The organism is Microbacterium sp. NPDC080005 (assembly GCF_040702445.1).
GTDB lineage: Bacteria > Actinomycetota > Actinomycetes > Actinomycetales > Microbacteriaceae > Microbacterium > Microbacterium oleivorans_D.
This window is the reverse complement of the sequence record NZ_JBFBLD010000001.1, coordinates 1,062,968-1,083,092: the sequence shown is the minus strand read 5'-3', so window position 1 is coordinate 1,083,092 and position 20,125 is coordinate 1,062,968. Positions and strand designations below refer to the sequence as shown.

Sequence of the window (20,125 nt, the reverse complement as noted above, 5' to 3'; positions counted from 1 at the left end):
TTCCCTTTCGAGATGGATCAAGGCAACACCGCATTCATACTCATCGCGGCGGCACTAGTCCTGCTGATGACTCCCGGTCTGGCGTTCTTCTACGGCGGACTCGTCAAGGCGAAGAGCGTCATCAGCATGATGATGATGTCGTTCGGTGCGCTCGGCCTCATCGGCGTCCTGTGGGTTCTCTACGGCTACGCGATCGCATTCCCGGGCGCTGAGGGCACGTTGGCCCCGTGGACGATCGACTGGGGCGCCACCGGACTCACCAACGTCCTCGAGCCCGCTGAGGGCGCCGGATACCCGCCGCTGGCGTTCGTCGCCTTCCAGGCCACATTCGCGATCATCACGGTCGCCCTCGTCTCCGGTGCGATCGCCGACCGCGCCAAGTTCGGTGCATGGATGATCTTCGCGGCCGTCTGGGCCACGGTCGTCTACTTCCCGGTCGCCAGCTGGGTGTTCAACTTCGGCCTCGCCGAGGACGGATCGTTCGCGTACGGCGGCTGGATCACCCACGGTCTGCAGGACGTGTTCGGCGTCGGTGCGATCGACTTCGCCGGTGGAACGGCTGTGCACATCAACGCGGGTGCTGCTGCTCTCGCGCTGGCTCTGGTCCTGGGCAAGCGCGTCGGCTTCCAGAAGGGTGTGCACGTCCCGCACAACCCGCCGTTCGTCCTCCTCGGCGCGGGGCTCCTCTGGTTCGGCTGGTTCGGTTTCAACGCGGGCTCCGAGCTCGCCGCGGACAACACCGCTGCCCTGGCCTTCGTGAACACCATCGCCGCTCCCGCCGCTGCTCTTCTCGCGTGGCTTCTCGTGGAGAAGATCAAGGACGGCAAGCCGACGTCCGTCGGCGCGGCGTCGGGTGCGGTCGCGGGCCTCGTCGCGATCACCCCCGCCTGCGGATCGCTCGACCCGATCTGGGCGATCGTCCTCGGCCTCATCGCCGGTGCCGTCTGCGCCCTCGCGATCGAGCTGAAGTTCAAGCTCGGATTCGACGACTCCCTCGATGTGGTCGGCATCCACCTGGTCGGTGGTCTCATCGGGACGCTGTACCTCGGGTTCTTCGCCCGCGGCACCGGCCTGTTCATGGGTGGGGATGCCTCGCAGCTGATCGTCCAGGCCATCGCCGCCTTCGCGGTGCTGATCTACTCGTTCGTTCTGGCGTACATCATCGGGTTCGCGATCGAGAAGACGATCGGCTTCCGCGTCAAGAACGAGGATGAGATCGCCGGTATCGACACGGTCGTGCACGGTGAGGCTGGCTACGTCCTGGCCGACGCCAAGGAGTGATCACGACGATCTGATCGTCCCGAAGGGGGCGTCGCGGATTATCCGCGGCGCCCCCTTCGTCGCGTCGCGACACGATCCTTGCGCGTGGGCGCCGTCGGCCCTAGGTTGGCGGGGAAGCGCTTTCCTGCGCATGTCGACGCGTCCGATGGAGGACGAGAGAGGACGAGGATGTCCCGCATCCGCACGACCACAGTCTGGGGCGCCGCCACCGCGTTCGTCCTGATCCTGACCGGGTGCGGCTCCGCCGGCTCCGGTGAGCAGGCAGAATACGACCCGGACGAGAAGGTGTCCCTCGACTTCGCATGGTGGGGGAACGACGACCGTGCCGCTCGGTACAACGAGCTCATCGCGGCGTTCAACGAGGAGTACCCGAACATCACGGTGAAGACGACGTTCACGGACTTCCCGAGCTATTGGGAGCAGCGGCAGGTCGAGGCGGCGAGCGGCAGTCTTCCGGACGTCTTCCAGTTCTCCGACAGCTACCTCCGTCAGTACGGCGAGAGCGGCGCGATCCTCGACCTGGCCGAAGTCGCTGACCAGATCGACTTCACGACGTTCGAGGATTCGCTCCTGGGCACGGGCCGCCTGGAGGGCGTGCAGTACTCGCTCCCGACCGGGTACAGCCTGTGGGCGAACTTCGTGAACCAGGATCTGCTCGACGCGCAGGGGCTCGACCTTCCAGAGGCGGGTTCGAGCTTCGAGGAGTTCGACGACTGGCTTGCGGAGGTCACCGAGAAGACAGGGGGCGACCCGTTCGGTGGCACCGATTACACGCAGCGCATCCAGGTATTCGAGCTCCAGCTGCGCGCGGCAGGCAAATCGCTCTACACACCGGAGGGCGAGCTCGGCTTCACCGAGGAGGAGTTGAGCGACTTCTGGCAGTCGGGGGCGGGTCTGCGGGACGGAGTGACCATCCCGCAGCAACAGCTCGAGGAGATCAGTCCGGTCTCCGGCTTCGGGGCGACACGCACGATCTCGGAGATGAGTTGGAGCAACTTCCTGGGCGGCTACCTCGCGGATTCGGGAGCGTCGTCCATCGCGATCGTCGCCCCGCCGACCGCGGAGCCCGGTGCGAAGGACCTGTACCGGCAGGGTGGTCTTCAGGTTGCGATCTCCTCGCGCACCGAGCACCCCGAAGCCGCCGCCCTGTTCCTCGACTACGTGGTCAACAGCCCCGAAGCGGGTGAGATCTTCGGCACCACCCTGGGGTTCCCGGCATCCACCAGCAAGCTCGAGGGTGCGACGCTCGAGGGCCCGGACCAGCAGGTCGCCGACTACATCGAGTCCGTGTCGGACCGCATCGGTGACGCGCCCCCGGCGGCCGTGGTGGGCTACGGCTCCCTCGAGCAGAAGTTCTGGGATCTCGGAAAGGAGCTCGGCCTCGGAACGAAGACCGTGGATGCCGCGGTGAGCGAGTTCTTCGCCGAGGCGGAGGTGATCCTCGCCAACTGAGGAACTGCATCGCCGGTCCGCGCCGTCGACACGGCGACGGCGCGTACCGGCGATGTCAAGGCCCTCCGGGCGGTGCACGCCGATCCGTACGTTGCGTCGCATGTCCGCGGCCGCCGATCGTCCCACCTCCACCCTGCTCGTCATCCACCGCCTGGCCGAACTCGCCGCACTGGTGCGTTCCAGCCCAGGCCTTCACGTGCGATGGTCCGAAGGGCCCGGGCAGGATGCGGAGCGCACGAGCATCGACGCCGAGAGCGGGCTCCGATTGCCGGGACTCTCGGCCAATCCGCTGGACGCCGAAGGCTGGTGGACCCGCCCGCTCGAGGATTGGCTCGCGCGCCAGCTGTCGCAGTATCGGCACCTGCAGGACGAGAACCCGGACCGCTTCGCGTGGATCCTGCGGGGTGAGTTCGCCGGTCGGGGTCCCGACTGTGAGCCGCTGCTTTCGGATCCCGAAGCGGTCGCGATCCTCGACGAGCAACTGCTGCAGGAAGCGGAGGACCGCTACCGCGGCGAGTTCGACGCGGGTCGGGGGCCGGAGGGATGAGGACCTCGACGCACTGGGTCGAGGATCGTCCCGGCTTCTTCCGGATGACAGTGGCGGCCACGAACTGCTACGTGATCCGGGATGCCGACGGCGTGACACTCGTGGACGCCGGACTGCCGGCGACGGGGAAGGTCCTCGACGCCCTCCTGGGCGACCTGGGCCTGCGACGCCGCGACATAGATGCCGTCCTCCTCACGCACGCGCACTTCGACCACGTCGGGCTCGCCCGCGGACTGCGGGCGACGGGGGTCCCCGTGCGTGTTCACCCGGGGGATCGTCGGCTGGCGCGGCATCCGTACCGTTATCGTCCGTCGGTCGCTCGGATCCCGTATCTCCTCACCCACCCCGGCGGGCTTCCTGTGATCGGTCGGATGGCCGCGGCGGGCGCGCTGGCCGTGCGCGGCGTGGAGGCGGAGTCGTCCATTCCGTCCCGCGGAGTCCTGGACGTGCCTGGCCGTCCCAGCGTTGTGCACACACCTGGTCACACCGATGGGCACTGCGCCTTCTTCTTTGCGACGCGTGGCGTCCTGCTGTCGGGCGACGCGCTCGTCACGCTGGATCCGTATACCGGCAAGCGCGGTCCGCAGATCGTCGCGAATGCGGCGACGAAGGATGCAGCGACCGCGCTGCGCTCCCTCGACGCGCTCGAGGCGACCGAGGCGGGCGTGGTGCTGACGGGGCATGGGGACCCGTGGATCTCGGGGATCGCCTCAGCTGCTCGACGGGCCCGGGTCGTCGGTCCACACTGATCCGGACAAGAGCGAAGCCCCGGTGGTCTGAGACCTGCCGGGGCTTGTTCGGTGGGCGATGCCGGACTCGAACCGACGACCTCTTCCGTGTGAAGGAAGCGCGCTACCAACTGCGCCAATCGCCCGAATGACACTCGGGCCGATGTCCGAGCATACCGGATCCCGAGGCTCCAGCCGAACCGCTGGACGCCCACTCGGGTGACACGCGCGGGGCGTGCTCGGTTTTGCGCTGGCGCCGGAATCGTCTAATGTTTAACGAGTGCCGGAGAGATCCGGAACGAAATGCGGATGTAGCGCAGTGGTAGCGCATCACCTTGCCAAGGTGAGGGTCGCGAGTTCGAATCTCGTCATCCGCTCGAGTGTGGGGATCTTCCTCCGGGGAGATCGCGTCACGTGGGTCAAACCACACACGGTGGCGTGGCCGAGTGGCTAGGCAGCGGCCTGCAAAGCCGTCCACACGGGTTCGAATCCCGTCGCCACCTCCACTCCACAACTCAACAGCCTTCACAGGCGCGATTGGCGCAGCGGTAGCGCGCTTCCCTGACACGGAAGAGGTCACTGGTTCGATCCCAGTATCGCGCACAGACAAACCCCCGGTCATCCGGGGGTTTTTGTTTTCCGAGGGCGGCCGTGAAGGTGGGTGCGGGGGCCGATTCGGAACATCGTGCAGATTGTGTGTTCGCTCCGCTGTCCCCGGAACGAAACGTCAACGAAGCCGGTGGCGTCGGCTACGTCAAGCCGATTCGCTTGCGGGGCCGCTCGGCTCGGCCGTCCGCAAATGGGTCAATGGGCATGGCGGTCACATTGCCTGGAGGGCAGGATCTGGACAGCTCCATAGAGGGGAGCGCGCCGCGCGTGCCGTGCCGCTTCGTCTGCGTCGGCGCACTCGATCAGGTAGTAACCGACGACCGTGTCCTGGTGGTCGGTCACGGAGTCCGTCGAGGACGTGGCGCTGGCCGGACCTCTTGCAAGGTCGGTCACGATCGAACGACCGGTTCCATCCTCGAATTGACCTGAGGCCACGTACACGCCCGCTGCCTTGAGCGAGTCTGTGTACGTCACCCAAGCCTCATAGTCCGCCGCGGAACCGCTGCCGCTGTAGCTGCCGTCCGAACGCATGAGAAGCGTCGTCTTCATGTGAGCACCCTTCGTGCAGCTACTGTGACAGCCCTGCCCCGGCGAATCCATAGCGAGAACCTGCGGCCGGCCTCTGGGCACGATTGTGAGCGCGGATCGGAGGGATCGAAGCGTCTTGCTCCCGTCGGGGCCTAGTCGCGGCGACGGGCCCGCTCCGCGCGGATGAGCAGCACCCCGATGATCGCAAGCGCTGTGAGCAGAGGGATCGATGGATCCATGGAGGTTGCGTGTAAAACGGACGCCCATGTCGCGTCGCCGCCATCCACCATCGCGCGGACCACCGAACCCCTGTGTCGTTCCCCCGAAGACATAGTCAACACGCTAGACCAATGCGGGTGCATGAAACTGTGTTGAGGCTGAATGGCTGGCGGTGATGGGTCGTCCTCGAGGATCGACCGCGTGATCGAGATGCCCTCTTCGATCCGCAGGCGAAGGAGCGTTGAGTCCTTGACCGTGTCGAAATATCGTTCTTGACCACTGCGCGCGCGGTCGCGCGTGCCGGCGGTCCGACCGAATGGCGGGAAAAGATCACCTGCCCCCGGGGGTCAGCCGGCGGCAGCGACCGTCTCCGACTCAGGTACCTCGTGGAGGCCGGCAGGGGAGTTGGCGGCGGACATGAGCCGCTCGACCCACGCGTGGTTCAGCGCGATGCGGGTGTCGCTGCGCCGGCGGAACGCGAGGCTCGAAGCGCGGTTCATCCAAACGGTCGTGCGGCCCGCGCCTTCACCCGCGGCACGAGACCAGGTGAAGAGGAACGCCTCACCCCGCCGGAGCTTCGCGTAGATGACGGCTTCGAGGTGAGCGAGAGTGCGATCGTCGATGTCGAATCGCGTCGTGCTGTTGTAGGCGAGGAGTCCCATGGAACCGACCCTGGTCGAGGCGTACAAAAGGGCGGAGCTGCGGTCTCCACGCTCATCATCTCATCCGTGTGCAGCTTCTCTGTGCAGCATCCGGACGTGTCATATGGTCGTCATAGCCCGCTGAGAGAATGCGGGCATGACCACCGCGCGGATCATTGTCCTCTTCGTGCTCGCCGCCGTCGCTGAGATCGGCGGTGCGTGGCTCATCTGGCAGGCGGTGCGCGAGAACCGCGGCTGGTGGCTCGCGCTGCTCGGGATCGTCGCGCTGGGTGCCTACGGCTTCGCCGCCGCGCTGCAACCCGATGCGCATTTCGGACGCGTGCTCGCGGCGTACGGGGGAGTGTTCGTCGCCGGGTCGCTCGCCTGGGGGATCGTGGTCGACGGCCTCCGGCCCACCGTCTGGGACTACGTCGGCTCGGGTGTCACCCTGATCGGGGCCGCAATCATCATCTTCGCGCCGGTGGTGACCGACGCCGTCGACGGATGACCGCGACCCCGGGAGGTCTCAGGGGACGATGACCGCGCGTCCCCGGACCTTTCCGTCGGCGAGCGCCTCGTAGGCCGCAGGGCCGTCGTCGAGGGAGTAACGCTGCACCTCGACGGACACCTGACCCGACCGGGCGAGCTCGAGCACCTCGATCAGCTCGCTGCGCGAGCCCCAGTACGGGATTCGCAAGGCGGCGTCATACGCAATGGATCCGAAGCCGACGTGGGCGGTGCCCCCGCCGATCCCGACGATGGTGACGTCGGCGTCGACGGCCGCGGCGGCGACCGCCGTGGCGATGGTGGGTTCCGCACCCACGAAGTCGAACACCGCGTTCGCGCCGAGCCCGCCGGTGAGGTCGCGGATGGCGTCGACTGCGCGGTCGTCACTCAGGACGGCGTGGTGCGCGCCGACCTCGCGCGCCAGCGCCAGCTTCTCGTCGTTCACGTCCAGCGCGATGACCGTCGTCGCCGACACCGCGCGCAGGATCTGGATCGCGACGTGGCCGAGACCGCCCGTCCCGATCACGACAGCGGTCGTGCCGGCGCCCAGCTTCGGCAAGGAGGTCTTGATGGCGTGATACGGGGTCAGACCGGCATCCGTCAGCGAGACGTTCCTCACGGGGTCGAGGTCTCCGAGCGGCACGAGGTGACGCGCGCTGTCGACGATCATGTACTCCGCCATCGACCCCGGGGCTCCCAGGCCGGGAGGCATGATGCCCTCGGCCTGCGCGTTCGTGCAGTAGTTCTCCTTGCCCTGCGCACAGTTGCGGCACCGCCCGCATCCCCAGGGTCCGTAGACGGCGACGGCGTCCCCGATCTGCAGGTGCTCGACGCCCTCGCCGAGTTCCTCCACGATCCCCGCTCCCTCATGCCCGAGCGTCAACGGCAGCGGGTACCCGGCGGCGGTGTACTCCTCCTCGCTGAGACCCATCACGAACTCGTCCGAGTGACAGACTCCCGCTGCGGTGACCTTGAGCAACACCTGACCCGGCCCGGGCACCGGCTTCTCGATCTCGACGACCTCGGGGTGGGAACCTATGCGCGTGTATTGAAGTGCCTTCATGTGCGGCACGCTACGCCTTACGGACCCCCCGCGGCAGGCCCCTGCGGGCCGGCGACCCGGGCGATAGGATCCCGCCATGGCCCACCTCGTCCTCACTGTCGTCGGTGACGACCGTCCCGGTCTCGTCAACGCTCTCGCCGAGCAGGTCTCGGCCTCCGGCGGCAACTGGGAGCGCAGTGAACTCGCCGAGCTGGCAGGGGCCTTCGCCGGCATCGTGCTCGTCTCCATCGACGACGACCGCGAAGCGGATCTCGTCGCGGCGCTCGAAGGACTCGACGGGATGCTGCGCGTCACCGTCCACGGCGGGCGACTCGCCGCCGCACGGGAGCCTGTCGAGCGGTCGATGGAGGTCACGGTTCTCGGCAACGACCGCCCCGGGATCGTCCGCGACGTGACGGCGGCGATCGCCGCGCACGCGCTCAGCATCGACACGTTCCGCAGTCGCACGCTCGACGCGCCCATGGCGGGTGGGACGCTGTTCGAGGCGATTGTCGCGTTCCGCGTGCCGGCCGGGGCGGATGCCGCACCGGTGACGGCCGCGCTGGAGGAGCTCGCCGGCGAGATCCAGGTGGACCTCACCGTCGCCTGACGTGCTCCACCTCGACGAGATCCGTGCGCGGCTGCGAGCCGCCGCAGATCCGGAGCGGGCCGCCGGCCAGGAGGCCTACATGAAGTCGACCCTCCCGTTTCTCGGGGTGCGCGTCCCGGAGACCCGTCGGATCGCACGCGCCGCGGTCGCGGGGGAAGCCGATGCCGCGCGCGTCCTCGCCGACGCGAGGGAGCTGTGGGATGCGGCATCCCATCGCGAGGAGCGGTACGCGGCCATGATGCTGCTCGCCGTCCCGCCCGCTCGCGCGGACCTTCGGATCGTGCCGCTCGTCGAACACATGGTGCGGACGGGGCGCTGGTGGGACATCACCGACGAGCTGAGCGGGCGCATCCGGGAGCTCCTCGACGAGCATCCGCGTGACGGTGAGGCGCTCGTACGCGGGTGGTGCGTGAGCGAGGAGCTGTGGCTGCGACGCCTCGCCGTCCTCAGTCAGCTCGGTCGCCGCGAGCGGACTGATCTCCGCCTTCTGTCGGATGTCTTGGAGCAGAACCTCCACGACCCTGAGTTCTTCATCCGGAAAGCGATCGGGTGGGCCCTCCGAGACGCCGCGCGGGCCTACCCGGAGTGGGTGTCGGCGTACGTGTCGGCGCACGCGCTCAGCCCGCTCAGCCGCCGCGAGGCGTTGAAGCACCTCTGATCAGCGCAGCAGCAGCGGGACCGTGGCGGCGGCGACCACGAGCGGGGCCCCGACGAGCCCCCATACGACGAATCGGCGCCACGGGAGGTGTATGCCTGCGGCGACGAGCCGTTGGTGCCACAGCAGCGTGGCCAGAGACGCCCACGGGGTGATCAGCGGCCCGGCGTTGACACCGATCAGCAGCGCCGCGAGCCGCTCCGGCGTTCCGGCGGCGGATTCGAGGAGGAGGTACGCCGGCAGGTTGTCGAGGGCGTTCGCGGTCACGAGCGCCGTCCCTGACATCCGCAGCAGGTCGAAAGGCTGCGACCCGGCACCGGCGACCGCCGTGGCGACCTGCCCCGAGCCCCACGCCTCGAGGGCGGCCACCGCCGAGAACAACCCCGCCGCGAAGACGAGCAGCGACCACGGCACCAGTCGGAGCCCGAGCGCCTTCGGCGAGCGCCACGCGAACAGTCCGATCAGCGCGAGCGCGGCCGCTGTCGCGGGGATCCACGGCTCGACCCCGCTGACCAGGAGCGGCAGCAGGGCGACGACGATGACGGATGCCGCGATGAGTTGCAGGCGGTCGCTCACCCGTGGCGGCGGCGCGACCGGGAAGGTGCCGAGCAGCGAGCGCCGGTGGAAGGCCCACAGGAGGGCGACGGTGACGAGGACGGCGACGGCCGCTGACGGGCCCAGCAGGAGGACGAACGATGCCGGATCGGCGGCACCCGGCATCCGCGCCAGGGCGAGCAGGTTCGTGAGATTCGACACCGGCAGCAGGAGGGACGCCGTGTTCGCGAGCCACACGGTGGTGAGGGCGAAGGGGAGGGGTGGGAGGCCGTTCGCGCGGGCGGCGGCGATCACGACGGGGGTGAGGAGCACCGCCGTCGTGTCGAGCGAGAGGAAAGCGGTGGTGACGATCGCGAGGGCGACGACGAGGAGCCACAGGACGGCGGTGCGGCCCCGGGACAGTCGTGCGAGCCAGGACGCCGTCACGTCGAACACCCCGGCCTTGGCGGCGAGCTCGGCCACCACCGTCACGGCGACGACGAACGCGAGGATCGGCAGGACGCGCTCGGCGACGGTGCCGAGGTCTGAGAGAGGCAGGATGCCGGTGGCGGCGGCGACGATCGCGCCCACGAGCAGGACGACCCCCGCGAGAGCGAGCTTCACGGCATCCATCATCGCCCCTCCTGGCGGGCCAGTAGACTCGCAGGATGCAGAACAGCCGGGTGTCCCACATCACCGGCACGCGAACGCCGCGGGCCTGAGCGGGCGGAGCGCGTACAGCGCTCGAAGCTGAGTCACCTCGATCCGAGCCACCTTCTGGAGATCCTCCTTGTCTGATCCGATCGCCCCGGCGGACGTCGCCCTCCCCGCCGACGGTTTCGCCCTGTTCCCCGACCGCTCCGTCGTCGCCCTGCGCGTCGACGGCGAGCTGAAGGACCTCGCCACGGTCGTGGACACGCTTCAGGGCGTGGAGCCGGTCACCGTGTCGAGCCCCGACGGGCTGAACATCCTGCGCCACTCGACGGCCCACATCCTCGCGCAGGCCGTGCAGCGCGTGCGCCCCCAGGCGAATCTCGGCATCGGTCCGCCGGTCACCGACGGCTTCTACTACGACTTCGGTGTCGAGGAGCCGTTCACTCCGGAGGACCTCAAGGCCATCAAGAAGGAGATGGAGCGCATCGTCCGCGAGGGGCAGCGCTTCGTCCGTCGTGTCGTCACCGACGACGAGGCGCGCGCTGAGCTCGCCGACGAGCCGTTCAAGCTCGAGCTCATCGGGCTCAAGGGCGGCACGAAGGAGGCAGCCGAGGGCGCGTCCGTCGAAGTCGGCGCGGGTGAGCTCACGATCTACGACAACGTCACCCGGGACGGCGAGACCGCGTGGAAGGATCTCTGCCGCGGACCGCATGTCCCGAACACGCGGATGGTCGGCAACGGATGGGATCTGACCCGGATGGCCGGCGCCTACTGGCGCGGCAGCGAGAAGAACCCGCAGCTGCAGCGCATCTACGGCACTGCGTGGCCGTCGAAGGACGAGCTGCGGGCCTACCAGCACCGCCTGGAGGAGGCCGCCAAGCGCGATCACCGCAAGCTCGGCAAGGAACTCGACCTCTTCTCGTTCCCTGACGAGATCGGCTCGGGCCTGAGCGTCTGGCACCCCCGTGGCGGTGTGGTCCGCGGTGAGATGGAGCAGCATGCGCGCCGCCGCCACATCGAGGGCGGGTACACCTACGTGTACACCCCGCACATCTCGAAGGAGGACCTGTTCCTCACCTCGAACCACCTCGTGACCTATAAGGACGGCATGTTCCCTCCGATCGTCATGGACGAGGAGAGGGATGCCGACGGGAACGTCACCAAGCAGGGCCAGGACTACTACCTGAAGCCCATGAACTGCCCGATGCACATCCTCATCTACAAGGAGCGTGCGCGCAGCTACCGGGACCTGCCCCTCCGGTTCGCCGAGAACGGCACCGTATATCGCAACGAACTCTCCGGTGCCCTGCACGGGCTCACCCGCGTTCGCGGGTTCACCCAGGACGACTCGCACCTGTTCGTGACTCCCGACCAGCTGGAGGCGGAGGCGACCCGTGTCCTCGAGTTCGTCATCTCGATGCTCCGCGACTTCGGTCTCGAGGACTTCGAGCTCGAGCTGTCGATGCGTGACGACGAGAAGGAGAAGTGGATCGGGAGCGACGAGTTCTGGCAGTACTCGACCGATGCGCTCCGCAACGTCGCCCTCGCGAGTGGTCTGAAGCTGACGGAGGTTCCCGGCGAGGCGGCCTTCTACGGCCCGAAGATCGACCTGAAGACGAAGGATGCGATCGGACGCACCTGGCAGCTGTCGACGGTGCAGGTCGACCCGAACCTGCCCGAGCGCTTCGGGCTCGAGTACACCGGACCGGATGGCGAGAAGCACCGCCCGATCATGATCCACCGGGCCCTGTTCGGTTCGATCGAGCGCTTCTTCGCGATCCTGCTCGAGCACTACGCAGGGGCGTTCCCCGTGTGGCTCTCTCCGGTGCAGGTCGTGGGCATCCCCGTCGCCGAGCAGTACGGCGAATACCTCGACGAGATCGTCGGTCGGCTGCGTGCGCGGGGCGTGCGAGCCGAGGTCGACCACTCCGACGACCGCATGCAGAAGAAGATCCGCACGCACACCACCCAGAAGGTGCCGGTGCAGCTGATCGCGGGAGAGCAGGACCGGTCGGCCGGCACCGTCTCGTTCCGATTCCGCGACGGCTCCCAGACCAACGGCATCCCCGTCGACGAGGCGATCGACAAGATCGTCGCGGCGATCGCGGACCACACCCTCGTCAACACCGCCGCGGACCTGACATGACGGACGACAACCGCCGGGTCGAGGACTCCGCCGAGCTGGCAGGCGTGCCTGACGAGTTCCAGCGACTGTGGACGCCGCATCGGATGGCGTACATCCAGGCGGGCCCCGAGCCGCTGAAGCACGACTGCCCGTTCTGCGCTGCTCCGGGGAAGACCGACGACGAAGGCCTCATCGTCGCGCGCGGCGAGACCGCCTACGTCCTTCTGAACCTGTTCCCGTACAACTCGGGACACCTGCTGGTCTGCCCGTACCGTCACTTCGCGACGTACGACGACGCGACCCCGGAGGAGGTCGCCGAGATCGGCGCGCTGACCCAGGTGGCGATGAGAGTGCTGCGGACGGTCGCGAAGTGCGACGGGTTCAACCTCGGCATGAATCAGGGCACGGTCGCCGGCGCCGGTGTGGCCGAGCACCTGCACCAGCATGTCGTGCCGCGCTGGGCGACGGACGCGAACTTCTTCCCGATCATCGCCAAGACGAAGGCGCTGCCGCAGTTGCTCGGCGAGGTTCGGCAGGCCGTGGCCGACGGCTGGCCCGTCATCTGACGAGCCGGCCGTCCAGCCTCGTCAGCGGACCTGCGTGACCTCGAACTGCATGCGCGGGTGGGCGTAGGCCTCCTGGGCCTCGATGAGCTGCAGCTCGCGCGAACCGGCGTCGTAGGTCTGCTGCAGCAGGTCGAAAACACTCGACGTCGTCCGCGCGAGGGCGTCGGCCGCGTCGCCGCTTCGGCGGAAGTGCGCCGTGAACAGTGCCGCTGTGACGTCGCCCGAGCCGTTCGCCTTCATCGGGATGTGGGGTGTGCGGACGATCCACGCACCGTCGTCGGTGACCGCGAGCATCTCGATCGTGCCCTCGGGACGGTCGGGTCGCTCGACGCTCGTGACGAGCACGGTCGACGGACCCATGGCCCGTGCCGCATCCACCGACTCGAGGGTCGACGCGAGGTCGGAGGGCTCCGTGCCGGTGAGGAAACCGAGTTCGAACTGGTTCGGCGTGATGAGGTCCGCGGCGGGGACGACGCGCTCGCGGAGCAGGATCGGGATGGCGGGGGCCACGAAGCATCCGCTCTTCGCATTGCCCATCACGGGGTCGCACGCGTAGATGGCGGAGGGGTTCGCGGCCTTCACTCGCGCGACGGCGTCGAGGATGACGTCGCCGATCCCCTCGCCGCCCTGGTAGCCGGAGAGGACTGCGTCGATCTCGCCGAACGCGCCGCGTTCCTCGATCCCGGTGATGACATCGGCGACGTCCTGCGGGCTGATGAGCGGGCCGCGCCACGCGCCGTACCCGGTGTGGTTCGAGAAGTTGACGGTGTAGACGGGGTACACCTCGACGCCGATGCGTTGCAGGGGGAACACGGCGGCGGAGTTCCCGACGTGCCCGTAGGCGACGGCGGACTGGATGGAGAGGATCTTCACGGGGCGGTGCTCGCTTCCGGTGAGGGCGCGATCGCTCGCGCCGAGGCGGCGACATCGGCGGCCAGGCGCGCGAGGTCGAGGTCGGACAGGTCGTGGACGGTCAGCCGCAGCCGATGGGTCGCGTCCTGGTCGGCGAGGACGAACTCGTCTCCGGGACGGGCGAGCCAGCCGCGACGCATGAGCTGCTCCGCCACGGCGCGCGCCGGTGCGGGGAGGGGCACCCAGACGCTCAGCCCGTCACCGGCGGTCGTCGGCAGACCGACGCGCGACAATTCCGCCGCGAAGGCCTCGTTGCGCGACCGGTAGTGACGCGCGGCGTCCTGGACCCGCGTCAGCACGGCGTCGTCGGAGACGAGCGTGAGCACGAGGCGCTGCAGCAGGTGGCTCACCCAGGTGGATCCGGGACTGAGCCGGCGGGCGAGGCGTTCCGCGGTCTCGGAGTCGCTCGCCGTGACGGCCAGGCACATGTCGGGACCGAGGAACTTCGACACGGATCGGATCAGGGCCCATCGATGGTGGCTCGGTCCGATGATCGAGTGGTACGGCTCCCTCGACAGCATGGAGAAGTGGTCGTCCTCGATCACGAGGACGTACGGATGCCGCTCGAGTACCGCGCGCAGCTCCGCCGCGCGCTCGGCGGTGAGGCTGACGCCGGTGGGATTCTGCGCGCGGGGTGTGCAGACGATGGCGCGCACACCGGCCTCGAGCGCGGCACGGAGGCCCGCGACGGTCATCCCCTGCTCATCGACCGGGATGGGGACCGGCCGGTACCCGCCGATCCGCACCGTGCGGAGCGCGGAAAGGAAGCAGGGGTCCTCGAGCCCGACGGCGTCGTCACGGGTCAACGCGTCGGCGAAGAGACGCTCGAGCGCGTCGACGGCGCCACCCGTGATGGTGAGGCGGAGGTCGTCGCGTCCCGGGAGGTCCGTGCCGATCCAGTGCGACGCCCACGCGTAGAGATCCGGGTCGATCGTCGGCTCGCCGTAGAGCACCGGGCGTCCCGCGAGGCTCGACAGGGCGTGCGAGGGGTCCGGGATGAGCGTCGGATCCGGGTTGCCTGTTCCGATGTCGCGCAGGACCGTGTCGGCCGCGAAGCCCTCCTGCGCCGGATCGGATCGCGGCGAGACGCGCGTGCCGGCGCGCCCCGCGGTCTCGACCGCCCCTGCGGCCGCGAGCTGACGGTAGGCGGCGACGACCGTGTTGCGGTTGACGCCGACGATCTCGGCGAGCGCGCGGACGGAGGGGAGTGCGTCCCCGGGTGCGAGATCACCCCGGTCGATGAGGGCGCGGATGCTGTCGGCGATCTCCGCAGCGGTCTCGCCGCCGATCGTCAGGACACCGTCTGCCATAGGGACGAGTCTATGTCCGAGTCATGGTAACTTTTGGCCTATGCCAACGAACACGACGGGGACCGCACGCGTCAAGCGCGGCCTCGCAGAGATGCTCAAGGGCGGCGTCATCATGGACGTCGTCACCGCCGATCAGGCGAAGATCGCGGAGGACGCCGGCGCCGTCGCCGTCATGGCGCTCGAGCGCGTGCCGGCCGACATCCGAGCCCAGGGCGGTGTCGCGCGCATGAGCGACCCCGACCTCATCGACGACATCATCGCCTCGGTCTCGATCCCCGTGATGGCGAAGGCGCGCATCGGGCATTTCGTCGAGGCCCAGGTGCTGCAGGAGCTCGGGGTGGACTACATCGACGAGTCCGAAGTGCTCTCGCCCGCTGATTACGTGAACCACATCGACAAGTGGGGCTTCACGGTTCCGTTCGTCTGCGGCGCGACCAACCTCGGTGAGGCCCTGCGACGCATCGCCGAGGGCGCTGCGATGATCCGCTCCAAGGGCGAAGCGGGCACGGGCGACGTCTCGGAGGCGATGAAGCACATCCGCAAGATCCGCGGCGAGATCGCCGCCCTCGCGGCCCTGCCCAAGGACGAGCTGTTCGTCGCGGCCAAGGAGCTGCAGGCGCCGTATGAGCTCGTGGCCGAGGTCGCGGAGACGGGCGCCCTGCCCGTCGTCCTCTTCGTCGCCGGCGGTGTGGCGACGCCCGCGGATGCCGCCATGATGATGCAGCTCGGCGCCGACGGGGTGTTCGTGGGCTCCGGCATCTTCAAGAGCGGCAATCCTGCGGAGCGGGCAGCCGCGATCGTGAAGGCGACGACGTTCTACGACGACCCGAAGGTGATCGCGGACGTGTCGCGCGGCCTGGGTGAGGCGATGGTCGGGATCAACGTGTCCGACCTGGCCGCGCCCCACCGCCTCGCCGAGCGGGGCTGGTGACCGCGCCGCGCGTCGGCGTCCTCGCGCTTCAGGGCGACGTGCGGGAGCATACCCGCGTGCTCAGGGGGCTCGGCGCCGACGTCGTCCCGATCCGTCGGCCGGAGGAGCTCGCTCTGGTCGAGGGGGTCGTGCTCCCCGGCGGCGAGTCGAGCGTCATCGACAAGCTCTCACGGGCCTTCGGCGTGCGTGAGCCGTTGAGATCCGCGATCGATGCAGGGATGCCGGTCCTCGGCACGTGTGCCGGCCTCATCCTCCTCGCCGACCGACTCGTCGACGGGATCGAGGGGCAGCAGACGTTCGGCGGTCTGGATGTGACGGTGCGCCGGAATGCCTTCGGTGGTCAGGTCGAGTCGTTCGAGACGGAGCTGGACGTGCCGTCGATCGGCGAGCCGACGGTGCGCGCGACCTTCATCCGGGCCCCCGTGGTGGAAGACGTCGGACCTGCCGCGGAGGCGATCGCCACCCTGTCGGACGGGCGGGTCGTCGGCGTCCGACAGGGCGCAGTCATCGGTCTGTCCTTCCACCCGGAACTCGACGCCGAGACGCGTTTCCACGAGATGTTCCTGGCGAGCATCCGTGACGCGTAGCGGCCCTCGGTCGGCGCGGTCGTAGACTGGCACCTGCGCTTTTTCCGAGAGGAGTCCCGTGAGCGGACATTCCAAGTGGGCCACCACGAAGCACAAGAAGGCCGTCATCGACGCCCGCCGTGCGAAGTCGTGGGCGAAGCTCATCAAGAACATCGAGGTCGCCGCCAAGCTGGGCGGGGCCGACCTGCAGGGCAACCCCACCCTGTTCGACGCCGTCCTGAAGGCGAAGAAGACGTCGGTCCCGAAGGACAACATCGACCGCGCGATCAAGCGCGGTGCAGGCATCGGCGGCGAGTCGGTCGAGTACACCTCGATCATGTACGAGGCCTACGGGCCCAACGGCGTGGCGCTCATGGTGGAGTGTCTGACCGACAACAAGAACCGAGCCGCTGCGGAGGTCCGCACCGCGCTGACCCGCAACGGCGGCACGCTCGCCGATCCCGGCTCCGTCGCCTACAACTTCACGCGCAAGGGCGTCATCGTCGTCGCCGGCGAGGGGACGACCGAGGACGACCTCATGATGGCGGCCCTCGAGGCCGGCGCCGAGGAGATCGAGCCGCGCGCCGAAGGCTTCGAGGTCGTGACCGAGGCATCCGACCTCGTCTCGGTGCGCACCGCGCTGACCGACGCCGGCATCGAATACGACTCGGCCGACGTCGAGTTCGTCCCGAACCTCAAGGTCGAGATCGACGCCGAGACCGCGCGCAAGATCTTCCGCCTCATCGACGCACTCGAGGACAGCGACGACGTGCAGAACGTGTACGCCAACTTCGACCTCACGTCGGAGGTCCAGGCCGAGCTCGAGACCGACGACGAGGACTGACGACACAGGCGCGCCGACGAGCGGATGCCGCACCTCCCGCCTAGCGTGGGGGAGTGGCATCCGCTCTTCGCGTCCTCGGGGTCGACCCGGGACTCACCCGCTGCGGCGTGGGGGTCGTCGACGTGCGCGCCGACCGGTCCGCGTCGCTGGTGCACGTCGGTGTCGTGCGGTCATCCCCGGATGCGCCGATCGAGCAGCGGCTGGCGAGCATCGCGGCGGGCATCCGCTCGGTCATCGCCGAGCACGGTCCCGACGTGCTCGCGGTCGAGCGCGTCTTCGCCCAGCAGAACCGCAGCACCGTGATGGGCACGGCGCAGGCCAGCGGCATCGCCCTGTTGCTCGCAGCCGAACACGGCCTGCCTGCCGCGACCCACACACCCTCGGAGGTCAAGGCGGCGATCACGGGCTACGGCAACGCCGAGAAGCTCCAGGTGCAGACGATGGTGGCACGCGTGCTCCGGCTCGACGCTCTGCCGCAGCCGGCGGATGCCGCCGACGCCCTCGCGCTCGCCCTGTGCCACGCCTGGCGACGCGGCGCGTCCGCCGCGCCCGCGACAGCGACCCTCACTCCGGCCCAGCGGGCGTGGGCCGCCGCCGAGAAGGCGTCGCGTCGCTGAGGGCGGACGCGGCGGGGGTCCTCCGTGTCGGGTGTGTCGCTCGAACATAGGTCCGAACGCTCGTCTAGGCTCGACCCATGATCTCCTCGCTGCGCGGCCGTGTGCTGCACCTCGAACCGGACTCGGTCGTCATCGACGTGCACGGGGTCGGGTACTCGGTCGCCGTGACGGCGCAGCACGCGCGTCAGCTCCACCTCGGTGACGAGGTCTTCGTCCACACCTCGATGATCGTCCGCGAGGACGCCATGCTGCTGTTCGGGTTCGAGGACCGATCCGAGCTCGACGTGTTCGGGCACCTGCTGAGCGTGTCCGGGGTGGGTCCCAAGTCCGCGCTCGGCGTGCTCTCGGCGCTCACGGTCGATCAGATCGCCGGCGCGGTCGCCGACGAGGACGACGCTCCCTTCCGTCGTGTCTCGGGTATCGGCCCGAAGACCGCGAAGCTGATCGTCGTGCAACTCGCGGGCAAGCTCACGGCGCCGACCCGCACGACGCCGGGCGCGCCCGCGGCTCCGGGACTCGGCGTCCAGCTCACCGCCGCGCTCGTCGCCCTGGGATGGAGCGAGCGCGTCGCGAGCGACACTGCGGAGAACGTGCTGTCGGAGGCGCCGGGGGGTGCCTCCGTGCCGGCGCTGCTGAAGCTGGCGCTCGCCCACCTCGGCCCGGCGCGGGCGGAGCGCACCGGTGTCTGACGCCCGCGACCAGCGTCTGCCCGAGGACGAGACCGAGCTCGCCGTCGAAGGCGCGCTGCGCCCCGGATCGCTCGCCGAGTTCATCGGCCAGATGAAGGTGCGCGGACAGCTCCAGTTGCTGCTGGACGCCGCTCGCATCCAGCAGCGGCCCGCGGACCACATCCTGCTCTCCGGGCCTCCGGGTCTCGGCAAGACCACCCTCGCCATGATCGTCGCGCACGAGAGCGAGCGTCCGTTGCGGATGTCGAGCGGTCCGGCGATCCAGCACGCGGGCGACCTCGCGGCCCTTCTGTCGAGCCTGGTGCCCGGCGAGGTGCTCTTCATCGACGAGATCCACCGCATGGCGCGCTCGGCCGAGGAGATGCTGTACCTCGCGATGGAGGACTTCCGCGTCGACATCATGGTCGGCAAGGGAGCCGGGGCCACCAGCATCCCGCTCGATCTCGCACCGTTCACGCTCGTCGGTGCCACGACGCGGTCGGGGCTGCTGCCGAACCCCCTGCGCGACCGCTTCGGATTCACCGCCCACCTCGAGTACTACGAGCCGATCGAACTCGAGCAGGTCATCGCCCGGTCAGCGGTGATGCTCGATGTCGATCTGCCGGCGGCATCCCGTGCGGAGATCGCGCGCCGGTCGCGGGGCACACCGCGCATCGCGAACCGGCTGCTCCGCCGGGTGCGCGACTACGTCGTCGTGCACGGGGGGTCGTCGACCCAGGCGACCACGACGGACGTGTCAGCGGCGCTCGACCTCTACGACGTCGACGACCTGGGGCTGGACCGACTCGACCGCGCCGTCCTCGACGCGTTGGTCCGACGCTTCCGCGGCGGTCCCGTCGGGCTCAACACCCTCGCGTTCACGGTGGGGGAGGAGGCCGACACGATCGAGTCCGTCGTCGAGCCCTACCTCGTCCGCATCGGGTTCATGGGGCGCACGCCCCGTGGTCGGGTCGCGACCCCCGAGGCCTACGCTCACCTGGGCATCCCCCGCCACGACGGGGCGCTGACCCTCGATGACCTATAATCGCTGAAGGCTTCGGCCTCCCACCCTCTTCGCCGCATCGCTGCGGCGTGCCCACCCGAAAGGCGGACACCCGTTCATGTTGCTTCTCTCCCAGCAGAACACCACGCAGGCAACCGGAGGCAACTTCTTCACGGACTACGGCCTGCTCATCCTGCTGGCAGGTCTGCTCGTCTTCATGTTCATCAGCTCGCGTCGTCGCACGAAGCGGATGAAGGAGGAGCAGGAGAAGAAGGCCCTGCAGATGGTGCCCGGCGTGAAGGTCCTTCTTCAGGGCGGTCTTTACGGCACGATCGTCGAGTACGACCCGACCGACCTCTCCAAGCCCGCCCACGTCGAGCTCGCCCCGGGAACGGTCGTCGAGGTCCACAGCCAGGCGATCCTGCGCGCCGTCGAAGAAGAGGAGCCGGAGGTCGATGAGACCGAGCAGGTTCCCGGCGACGACGTGATCGTCTCGCGCGACGAGACCGATGCGGAGATCCGTCCCGTCGACGGCACGCCCGACACGGACGACAAGCCCAAGGCCTGACCTCCCCG

At 68.9% G+C, this 20,125-nt stretch carries 22 protein-coding genes and 4 tRNA genes; 19 read left to right on the top strand and 7 right to left on the bottom strand.

The features are described 5' to 3' along the window. The first annotated feature begins 12 nt into the window (after positions 1 to 12). From AB0259_RS05255 to AB0259_RS05240, 4 genes are all read left to right on the top strand, one after another. Positions 13 to 1,281: an ammonium transporter gene (locus tag AB0259_RS05255; protein WP_251580719.1), complete on the top strand. Its 1,269-nt coding sequence runs from the start codon at positions 13 to 15 to the stop codon at positions 1,279 to 1,281. Between the two features lie 168 nt (positions 1,282 to 1,449). Continuing rightward, a complete protein-coding gene (locus tag AB0259_RS05250) occupies positions 1,450 to 2,733 on the top strand; it encodes an ABC transporter substrate-binding protein (protein WP_366220246.1) in 1,284 nt (427 codons plus the stop codon). 100 nt (positions 2,734 to 2,833) lie between these two features. Further along, the gene (locus AB0259_RS05245; protein WP_366220247.1) at positions 2,834 to 3,280 is read left to right on the top strand and encodes a DUF6098 family protein; all 447 of its coding nucleotides are present in this window, start codon (positions 2,834 to 2,836) and stop codon (positions 3,278 to 3,280) included. Beyond that, positions 3,277 to 4,029, top strand: a complete 753-nt coding sequence (locus AB0259_RS05240) for an MBL fold metallo-hydrolase (protein ID WP_366220249.1) — start codon at positions 3,277 to 3,279, stop codon at positions 4,027 to 4,029. The genes AB0259_RS05245 and AB0259_RS05240 overlap by 4 nt, the downstream gene beginning before the upstream one ends. Positions 4,030 to 4,081: 52 nt before the next feature. On the opposite strand, the gene AB0259_RS05235 is transcribed toward AB0259_RS05240, so the two are convergent. Further along, positions 4,082 to 4,154, bottom strand: a tRNA-Val gene (locus AB0259_RS05235). Between the two features lie 159 nt (positions 4,155 to 4,313). On the opposite strand from AB0259_RS05235, the gene AB0259_RS05230 reads away from it, so the two are divergent. The 3 genes from AB0259_RS05230 (at position 4,314) to AB0259_RS05220 (ending at position 4,611) form a co-directional block, all read left to right on the top strand. Beyond that, positions 4,314 to 4,385, top strand: a tRNA-Gly gene (locus AB0259_RS05230). A gap of 55 nt (positions 4,386 to 4,440) precedes the next feature. Continuing rightward, a tRNA-Cys gene (locus AB0259_RS05225) sits at positions 4,441 to 4,514 on the top strand. Between the two features lie 25 nt (positions 4,515 to 4,539). Next, a tRNA-Val gene (locus AB0259_RS05220) sits at positions 4,540 to 4,611 on the top strand. Between the two features lie 201 nt (positions 4,612 to 4,812). Here the strand turns inward: AB0259_RS05220 and AB0259_RS05215 are convergent. After that, positions 4,813 to 5,166, bottom strand: a complete 354-nt coding sequence (locus tag AB0259_RS05215) for a YciI family protein (RefSeq protein ID WP_366220250.1) — start codon at positions 5,164 to 5,166, stop codon at positions 4,813 to 4,815. A gap of 545 nt (positions 5,167 to 5,711) precedes the next feature. Continuing rightward, positions 5,712 to 6,026, bottom strand: a complete 315-nt coding sequence (locus tag AB0259_RS05210) for a hypothetical protein (protein ID WP_366220251.1) — start codon at positions 6,024 to 6,026, stop codon at positions 5,712 to 5,714. Between the two features lie 136 nt (positions 6,027 to 6,162). On the opposite strand from AB0259_RS05210, the gene AB0259_RS05205 reads away from it, so the two are divergent. Continuing rightward, on the top strand, positions 6,163 to 6,513 hold the full coding sequence (locus AB0259_RS05205) for a YnfA family protein (RefSeq protein ID WP_366220253.1): 351 nt from the start codon (positions 6,163 to 6,165) through the stop codon (positions 6,511 to 6,513). Between the two features lie 18 nt (positions 6,514 to 6,531). On the opposite strand, the gene AB0259_RS05200 is transcribed toward AB0259_RS05205, so the two are convergent. After that, entirely contained in the window at positions 6,532 to 7,575 is a 1,044-nt protein-coding gene (locus AB0259_RS05200; protein ID WP_251580726.1) for an NAD(P)-dependent alcohol dehydrogenase, read from the bottom strand. Positions 7,576 to 7,651: 76 nt separating this feature from the next. Between AB0259_RS05200 and AB0259_RS05195 the strand changes: the two genes are divergently transcribed. Then, on the top strand, positions 7,652 to 8,164 hold the full coding sequence (locus tag AB0259_RS05195; RefSeq protein WP_366220255.1) for an ACT domain-containing protein: 513 nt from the start codon (positions 7,652 to 7,654) through the stop codon (positions 8,162 to 8,164). A 1-nt stretch (position 8,165) separates the two neighbouring features. Next, a complete protein-coding gene (locus AB0259_RS05190; protein WP_366220257.1) occupies positions 8,166 to 8,822 on the top strand; it encodes a DNA alkylation repair protein in 657 nt (218 codons plus the stop codon). Here the strand turns inward: AB0259_RS05190 and AB0259_RS05185 are convergent, their stop codons facing one another. Further along, positions 8,823 to 9,989 carry an SLC13 family permease gene (locus AB0259_RS05185; protein ID WP_366220258.1) on the bottom strand — a complete coding sequence of 389 codons (1,167 nt, stop codon included), beginning with the start codon at positions 9,987 to 9,989 and terminating at the stop codon, positions 8,823 to 8,825. Positions 9,990 to 10,143: 154 nt separating this feature from the next. Here AB0259_RS05185 and thrS point away from each other — a divergent pair, with 154 nt between their 5' ends. Together thrS and AB0259_RS05175 are read left to right on the top strand one after the other, a co-directional pair. Further along, complete coding sequence (gene thrS / locus AB0259_RS05180; protein WP_366220260.1) at positions 10,144 to 12,153, top strand: threonine--tRNA ligase; 2,010 nt, start codon at positions 10,144 to 10,146, stop codon at positions 12,151 to 12,153. Continuing rightward, positions 12,150 to 12,698: an HIT domain-containing protein gene (locus AB0259_RS05175; protein ID WP_366220261.1), complete on the top strand. Its 549-nt coding sequence runs from the start codon at positions 12,150 to 12,152 to the stop codon at positions 12,696 to 12,698. Before thrS ends, AB0259_RS05175 begins: the two co-directional genes overlap by 4 nt. Before the next feature lie 21 nt (positions 12,699 to 12,719). Here AB0259_RS05175 and pdxY read toward each other — a convergent pair whose 3' ends face one another. Then, positions 12,720 to 13,571: a pyridoxal kinase PdxY gene (gene pdxY, locus AB0259_RS05170; RefSeq protein WP_366220262.1), complete on the bottom strand. Its 852-nt coding sequence runs from the start codon at positions 13,569 to 13,571 to the stop codon at positions 12,720 to 12,722. Further along, positions 13,568 to 14,920 carry an aminotransferase class I/II-fold pyridoxal phosphate-dependent enzyme gene (locus AB0259_RS05165; protein ID WP_366220264.1) on the bottom strand — a complete coding sequence of 451 codons (1,353 nt, stop codon included), beginning with the start codon at positions 14,918 to 14,920 and terminating at the stop codon, positions 13,568 to 13,570. The genes pdxY and AB0259_RS05165 overlap by 4 nt, the downstream gene beginning before the upstream one ends. 40 nt (positions 14,921 to 14,960) lie before the next feature. Between AB0259_RS05165 and pdxS the strand changes: the two genes are divergently transcribed. From pdxS to AB0259_RS05130, 7 genes are all read left to right on the top strand, one after another. Continuing rightward, positions 14,961 to 15,851: a pyridoxal 5'-phosphate synthase lyase subunit PdxS gene (gene pdxS / locus AB0259_RS05160; protein WP_366220265.1), complete on the top strand. Its 891-nt coding sequence runs from the start codon at positions 14,961 to 14,963 to the stop codon at positions 15,849 to 15,851. Then, positions 15,848 to 16,438, top strand: a complete 591-nt coding sequence (pdxT, locus tag AB0259_RS05155) for a pyridoxal 5'-phosphate synthase glutaminase subunit PdxT (RefSeq protein WP_366220267.1) — start codon at positions 15,848 to 15,850, stop codon at positions 16,436 to 16,438. The genes pdxS and pdxT overlap by 4 nt, the downstream gene beginning before the upstream one ends. 58 nt (positions 16,439 to 16,496) lie before the next feature. Beyond that, positions 16,497 to 17,261, top strand: coding sequence for a YebC/PmpR family DNA-binding transcriptional regulator (locus AB0259_RS05150; RefSeq protein ID WP_366220269.1), 765 nt, complete (start codon positions 16,497 to 16,499; stop codon positions 17,259 to 17,261). A gap of 53 nt (positions 17,262 to 17,314) precedes the next feature. Beyond that, complete coding sequence (gene ruvC / locus AB0259_RS05145; protein ID WP_251580737.1) at positions 17,315 to 17,878, top strand: crossover junction endodeoxyribonuclease RuvC; 564 nt, start codon at positions 17,315 to 17,317, stop codon at positions 17,876 to 17,878. Between the two features lie 77 nt (positions 17,879 to 17,955). Continuing rightward, positions 17,956 to 18,567: a Holliday junction branch migration protein RuvA gene (gene ruvA / locus AB0259_RS05140; protein ID WP_366220271.1), complete on the top strand. Its 612-nt coding sequence runs from the start codon at positions 17,956 to 17,958 to the stop codon at positions 18,565 to 18,567. Further along, the gene (gene ruvB / locus AB0259_RS05135) at positions 18,560 to 19,591 is read left to right on the top strand and encodes a Holliday junction branch migration DNA helicase RuvB (protein ID WP_366220273.1); all 1,032 of its coding nucleotides are present in this window, start codon (positions 18,560 to 18,562) and stop codon (positions 19,589 to 19,591) included. Before ruvA ends, ruvB begins: the two co-directional genes overlap by 8 nt. Before the next feature lie 76 nt (positions 19,592 to 19,667). After that, the gene (locus AB0259_RS05130) at positions 19,668 to 20,117 is read left to right on the top strand and encodes a preprotein translocase subunit YajC (protein ID WP_366220274.1); all 450 of its coding nucleotides are present in this window, start codon (positions 19,668 to 19,670) and stop codon (positions 20,115 to 20,117) included. Positions 20,118 to 20,125 lie beyond the last annotated feature (8 nt).